6 protein-coding genes are annotated in these 5,474 nt (G+C 69.2%); 4 read left to right on the top strand and 2 right to left on the bottom strand.

Translation table 11 applies throughout. From position 1 onward, the window contains the following. The 3 genes from lexA to ABF401_RS18530 all read left to right on the top strand — a co-directional run. A partial coding sequence (lexA, locus tag ABF401_RS18540; RefSeq protein WP_353511065.1) for a transcriptional repressor LexA occupies positions 1-722 on the top strand: 722 nt, incomplete at its 5' end. Between the two features lie 95 nt (positions 723-817). Next, on the top strand, positions 818-1,711 hold the full coding sequence (locus tag ABF401_RS18535) for a hypothetical protein (protein WP_353511064.1): 894 nt from the start codon (positions 818-820) through the stop codon (positions 1,709-1,711). A gap of 83 nt (positions 1,712-1,794) precedes the next feature. Further along, complete coding sequence (locus ABF401_RS18530; protein ID WP_353511063.1) at positions 1,795-2,331, top strand: flavodoxin domain-containing protein; 537 nt, start codon at positions 1,795-1,797, stop codon at positions 2,329-2,331. Positions 2,332-2,411: 80 nt separating this feature from the next. Here the strand turns inward: ABF401_RS18530 and ABF401_RS18525 are convergent, their stop codons facing one another. Together ABF401_RS18525 and ABF401_RS18520 are read right to left on the bottom strand one after the other, a co-directional pair. Next, positions 2,412-3,458: an aminoglycoside phosphotransferase family protein gene (locus ABF401_RS18525; RefSeq protein WP_353511062.1), complete on the bottom strand. Its 1,047-nt coding sequence runs from the start codon at positions 3,456-3,458 to the stop codon at positions 2,412-2,414. Continuing rightward, a complete protein-coding gene (locus tag ABF401_RS18520) occupies positions 3,442-4,356 on the bottom strand; it encodes a Sir2 family NAD-dependent protein deacetylase (protein WP_353511061.1) in 915 nt (304 codons plus the stop codon). The genes ABF401_RS18525 and ABF401_RS18520 overlap by 17 nt, the downstream gene beginning before the upstream one ends. Before the next feature lie 58 nt (positions 4,357-4,414). Here ABF401_RS18520 and ABF401_RS18515 point away from each other — a divergent pair, with 58 nt between their 5' ends. After that, positions 4,415-5,356, top strand: coding sequence for a LysR family transcriptional regulator (locus ABF401_RS18515; RefSeq protein WP_353511060.1), 942 nt, complete (start codon positions 4,415-4,417; stop codon positions 5,354-5,356). Positions 5,357-5,474: the final 118 nt, after the last annotated feature.

The raw sequence follows: 5,474 nt of genomic DNA, 5'->3' as shown, positions 1-5,474 counted from the left end.
AGCTTCCCGACCGCAACAAGGGAGACGGCCTGACCGTTCGCCAGCGGCGCGTTCTCGAGGTGATCCGCAACTCGGTCGACCGACGTGGCTACCCGCCGAGCATGCGCGAGATCGGCGATGCCGTCGGTCTCGCCAGCCCGTCGAGCGTCTCGCACCAGCTCAACGCCCTCGTCGCCAAGGGCTACCTGCGGCGGGACCCCAACCGCCCCCGCGCCATCGAGATCGTCTCCCCCGACTCACCAGCCGATGCGACCGGCTACCGGGGCCGCGGCGGCACCGTGATGGGCTTCGACGTCGACACGACGCCGCAGCAGGACTCCGAGACGGGCTCTGGCGATGCCAGGCCGGCCGCTGCCTACGTGCCACTCCTGGGCCAGATCGCCGCCGGCGCGCCGATCATCGCCGAGGAGGTCGTCGAGGACGTCTTCCCCCTGCCGAAGCAGATCGTCGGCGAGGGCAACCTCTTCCTCCTCAAGGTCGTCGGCGACTCGATGATCGACGCGGCGATCTGCGACGGTGACTGGGTCGTCGTCCGGCAGCAGCCGACGGCTGACAACGGTGAGATCGTGGCGGCGCTCCTCGACAACGAGGCGACGGTGAAGACGTTCAAGCGCAAGGACGGCCACGTCTGGCTGTTGCCGCACAACCCCGAGTTCTCCCCCATCGACGGCGACCAGGCGACCATCCTCGGCAAGGTCACCGCAGTCCTGCGTCGCGTTTGACACACAGCAGTTGCCGTATGCCGCTGAGTCGGGTTCCGCACCTCCGCTGAGTTTTGTTGGGCGTCAGTCCCGTTCGTGCGACACACTCAGGTGTCATGACGAGGACCGCGCGACAGAAGACCGACCCGGAGCTCGGGCGAGACGTGCTGTACACCTACCGGTACCTACGGGCCGGCATGATCGCCCTGCTCCTCATGCTGCTGTTCGCCGTGGCCTACGAGGGCATCGTCAACGCTGGCTGCTTCCTGGGGTCGATCAGTGCGTACTACTTCACGCCGGCGCGCACCGTCTTCGTCGGCGCGCTGTTCGGCCTTGGAGCGCTGCTCATCGTGCACAAGGCACGATCGGCCGAGGAGGACGTCCTGCTCGACTTCTCGGGCTTCATGGCGTTCGTCGTGGCCATGGTGCCCACGGTCCCTGACGGCGCGTGTGGTCCGACTCCCACGCTGACCACCCTCGAGGTGGCCAACGCGGTCCGCAACAACATCTGGGCCCTCATCGTGGTCGCGGTGACGGCTGCCATCGTGCGTTATGTCCTTGCTCGTCGGGGCGAGCTGGTGACCTCGGCCACTCCCGGCTCGCGGATCGCCTCCGTGGTGTGCGGCATCGTCCTCGTCGTCGAGCTCGGCTTCTTCCTCTGGAAGCGTGACTCGTTCATCCACCTGAGCCACGGGATCGCCGCAGCCACGATGGTCGCCGGGGTGATCGCGGTGATGGTGTTCAACGCGCTGTACCAGCCGTCCAGTGAACGAGGACAGAAGTTCCGGCGTATCTACTACGCGCTGGCCGTTCTGCTCGGTGTGGCCCTCGCGGGCACGGTGGCGCTGCACCTGGTCATCGAGGGTTTCGCCCACATCATCCTGGTGGCTGAGGCGGTCGTCATTCTGCTCTTCGGCGCCTTCTGGGTCGTGCAGACGGTCGAGGTGTGGCCGAGCGAGCTAGACGACATTCGCGACCAGGTGCAGTCCGTGGACACCGGAGCCGCCTGAGCGGGTGGGTTCCGGGACTTACGCCCCTATGGCCATGCTGCCTCGGGTGGTGCCATGGCGCTCAGGACGAGGGAAGGAGCTCCATGAACATTCTCGTTGCCTACGCCACCAGGCACGGCTCGACCGCGGGCATCGCCGAACGCATCGCGGCAACCCTGACCGCCGCAGACCTGCCCGCGGAGGCGCGACCGGTCGGGGACGTCGACGGCGTCGACCAGTACGACGCGGTCATCATCGGGGGTGCGGCCTACATGTACCACTGGCTCAAGGACGCCACCTCCTTTGCCAGGCGACACCAGAAGGAGCTGCGCGAGCGTCCCGTCTGGCTGTTCAGCAGCGGACCGCTCGGCACCGACCTCGTGGACAAGGAGGGACGCGACGTCCTCAAGGAGGGCCGGCCGAAGGAGTTCGACGAGCTGATCGACCTGCTGCAGACGCGCGGCGAACAGGTCTTCTTCGGCGCCTGGGACCCGGACGCTCCGCCGGTCGGTCTGACCGAGCGAATGATGCAGCACCTGCCCGGAGCCAAGGACGCCATGCCGGCCGGCGACTTCCGCGACTGGTCGGCCATCGACGCGTGGGCCACACAGATCGCGGCGGGGCTCAAGGCCCGCGTGTAACCGGAACCAGCAGCTGCCGCAAGACTCACCCACTGATTCGTCAGGCTGATCAGTGGGTGAGGGCGCCGATCGAAGCACGCTCACGCGGGGAAGGGCTCGCTCTGCAGCGATCCCAGCCAGTACGGGGCGGCATCGCCGTACTCGGCCAGCTCCTCATCGGTGAGCGTCACGCAGACGCGGAGCCACGACTCGACCCGCCCCAACCGGCCGAGCTGCAGCGCCGCCGGAAGCGCCGCCCGCAGCTCGGCGGACGGCGCGATGTCGCTCCACACCTCCAGCCCTGCGTCGGCCACCCTTCGCAGCCGGGCATCATCGGGCGACGCCTCGAAGCGGTGAGCCAGGATGTTGAGCGGGATCATCAGCGCGCTCAGCGGATGGGCGAGCACGGCGTCACCGAAGTCAAAGAAGCGCAGCCGGCCGTCGGCTGTGGGAAAGACGTTGTTGGCGTGAAGGTCATTGTGCACCAAGGCCTCTGGCAGACCGAGGGCTGAGAGCCGCTCGACCCACTCGGTCACCGTCGGACCCAGAGCCCTGAGCGCGGACGCGTCGTCGTCAGCGAGCCGCAGCGGGTCGCCGACCGGCAGCCCGTTCAGCTGCTCCGTCCGCACGGTCACGTAGTCGGCGGCGTCCCCGGTCCGCATGGTCGTGATGCCGGCGGCAACGAGGCGGCTCTCGGCCCCGGCAAGGTCCCGTTGGAGGGACATGGCGTGCGCCACGACATGACACCACGCGTCCACGTCGTCGGGAGCGATGGTCTCGGCGAGCACGCGCCCCTGGTCAGGGACGAGGTGCAGGCCCCGGCCAGCGTCGATCCCGACGACCGGGACGACCCGGTCGGGAGCGAGCTCGTCGAGGACCCGGAGGAGCCGCGCCTCGAACTTCTGGTGCTCGCAGTTCTGCTTCGCCCAGTAGTCGGCGCCGTCGCTGCCCCGCACCCGCCACACCGTCGACCACGGCCGAAGGTGCACCTGCTCCAGCGCCATGACGTCGACCCCCAGGCCGCCGAGCACCTCTGCCACCCAGTCCCGTAGCTCCGCCTCAAAGGCCGCCGATGCCCAGTGGACCGAGGGCCCGGGACCCAGAGCGGGAAGGGTCGAGTACCAGCGGAGGTCAGTCCCCGTGTCCAAGTGCCACTCCCAACGCGTCCAGAGTCGCCCCGAGCGGGGCGTGCAACCGGACCGTCGCCTCCGCGTCTCCCCGGGTCGCCGAGCGCGTCACGATGGCAACCGGCACCCCGATCCGGGCCGCGTGCCGCACGAAGCGATAGCCGCTCATGACGGCCAGCGATGATCCGAGCACCAAGACTGCCCCAGCCTCGTCGACCAGGCCAAAGCATTTCTCCACGAGGCCCTTCGGGACGGACTCGCCGAAGAACACGACGTCGGGCTTGACCGTGTCACGCCCGCAGACGAGGCACAGCGGCGGGAAGAAGGACTCGACGAGCGAGTCCGCCACGACGATGTCGCCGTCCGGGCGCACCTGCTCCCCCCACTGCGACCCGACCGCAGCCGCCTCCGCCGCGAACCGCTCCCTGAAGCCGGGGTTCGCCTCGGTCATCCGCTCGTGCAGGCCCTGGCGCGAGGTCACCTCACCGCACGTCAGGCAGACAGCCCGGTCGAGTGACCCGTGCAGCTCCACGACGTCCTGGGCACCCGCCGCCTGGTGCAACCCGTCGACGTTCTGGGTGATGATCGGCCCGACATATCCGTGTCGCTGCAGCTCCGCGACGCGCTCGTGCCCGGAGTTGGGCCGGGCCGCCGTGAACCGCTGCCAACCGATGTAGCTGCGCGCCCAGTAGCGCCGGCGTGCCTCCGACGACCCGGTGAACTCGCCAAGCGTCATCGGCTCGACGCGGCGTGTCCCGTCGGGCCCCCGGTAGTCCGGGATCCCCGAGTCCGTCGACATCCCCGCACCACTCAACACGAGGACCCCGCCACCGCTGACGAGGTCGACGAGGTCGTCAAGCGTCCCGAGGTCCTCCGTGACGAGCGGCAGGGCCCGGGTCGTCGCAAGTTTCACGTGCACAGCCTACGTCGCATGCGGAGAAAGCCTCAAAACCATAATCCTGAGTTATGCTTCAAGCATGATCGACGCAGCAGGCCTCCGGGTGATGAAGGCCATCTCCGACGAGGGCAGCTTCACCGGCGCCGCGAACGCCCTCGGCTTCTCCCAACCGGCGATCTCCCAGATGGTCCGGCGCCTCGAGCAGCGCACCGGCACCGTGCTCGTGGAACGTTACGGCCGCCAGGTCCGCCTCACTGAGGCCGGACAGGTACTCGCGCGCCACGCGGTGGGTGTGCTCGCCGCCCTCGACGCCGCCGAGGAGGAGATCACCGCGATCGCCGGGCTCCGGGCCGGACGGGTCCGGCTCCAGGCCTTCCCCAGCTCGTCCGCCACCCTCGTCCCGGGAGCGCTCGCCATCCTCAAGCGGCGCCACCCCGACATCACCGTCACCCTGACCGAGGCCGAGCCGCCCGAGTCGCTCGCCGCCCTGCGCAACGGCGACTGCGACGTCGCGGTGGCCTTCGCCTACGAGGGCGCCGACCTCGGCGAGCTCGAGGAGGATCTGACCCTCCTCGAGACCCAGCACCTGCTCGACGACGAGGTCCGCGTCGTCGTCCCGAAGCACCACCCCCTGGCTGGCCGGGAGAGCGTCTCGATGTCCGACTTCGCGGACGAGGAGTGGATCGCGGGATGCCCACGCTGTCGGGGCCACCTCGTCTCTCTCGCGCACCACGAGGGCTTCCGGCCCAACGTCGCGTTCGAGATCGAGGACTACGTCGCCCAGATCGGCCTTGTCACCGTCGGTCTCGGGGTCGCGCTCGTGCCCGATCTCATCCTCAACGCTGCCAAGCACGAGGAGGTCGTCACCCTCTCGCTCACGCCGCCCTCCCGGCGTCAGATCCTGGCGGTGACGACCTCCGACCTGCTCCGCGTCCCGGCCGTCTCGGCCGCGCTGCGGGCGCTCGGCGAGGCAGCCGGAGCCCCCGTCGACGTGCCCGACTCGGCACTCGCGCCGGCCTGACAGCGGAAGGGAAGTCAGCGGCATACAGTGCCGTCATGGCTGACGACGCACGCATCTCCTTCCTCCCAGTCCCCACGGCCGACGACGTCCCGGAGGGCGTCGGCAAGCTATGGGCCAA

It is taken from the genome of Intrasporangium sp. (assembly GCF_040414665.1).
Classification (GTDB): Bacteria; Actinomycetota; Actinomycetes; order Actinomycetales; family Dermatophilaceae; genus Intrasporangium.
This window is presented reverse-complemented; position numbering and strand designations above follow the sequence as displayed.

Bases quoted from the DNA above. Each gene is read 5' to 3' on its own strand.
- ABF401_RS18535 (WP_353511064.1), top strand. From the start codon at position 818: ATGACGAGGACCGCGCGACAGAAGACCGACCCGGAGCTCGGGCGAGAC.
- ABF401_RS18530 (WP_353511063.1), top strand. From the start codon at position 1,795: ATGAACATTCTCGTTGCCTACGCCACCAGGCACGGCTCGACCGCGGGC.
- ABF401_RS18515 (WP_353511060.1), top strand. From the start codon at position 4,415: ATGATCGACGCAGCAGGCCTCCGGGTGATGAAGGCCATCTCCGACGAG.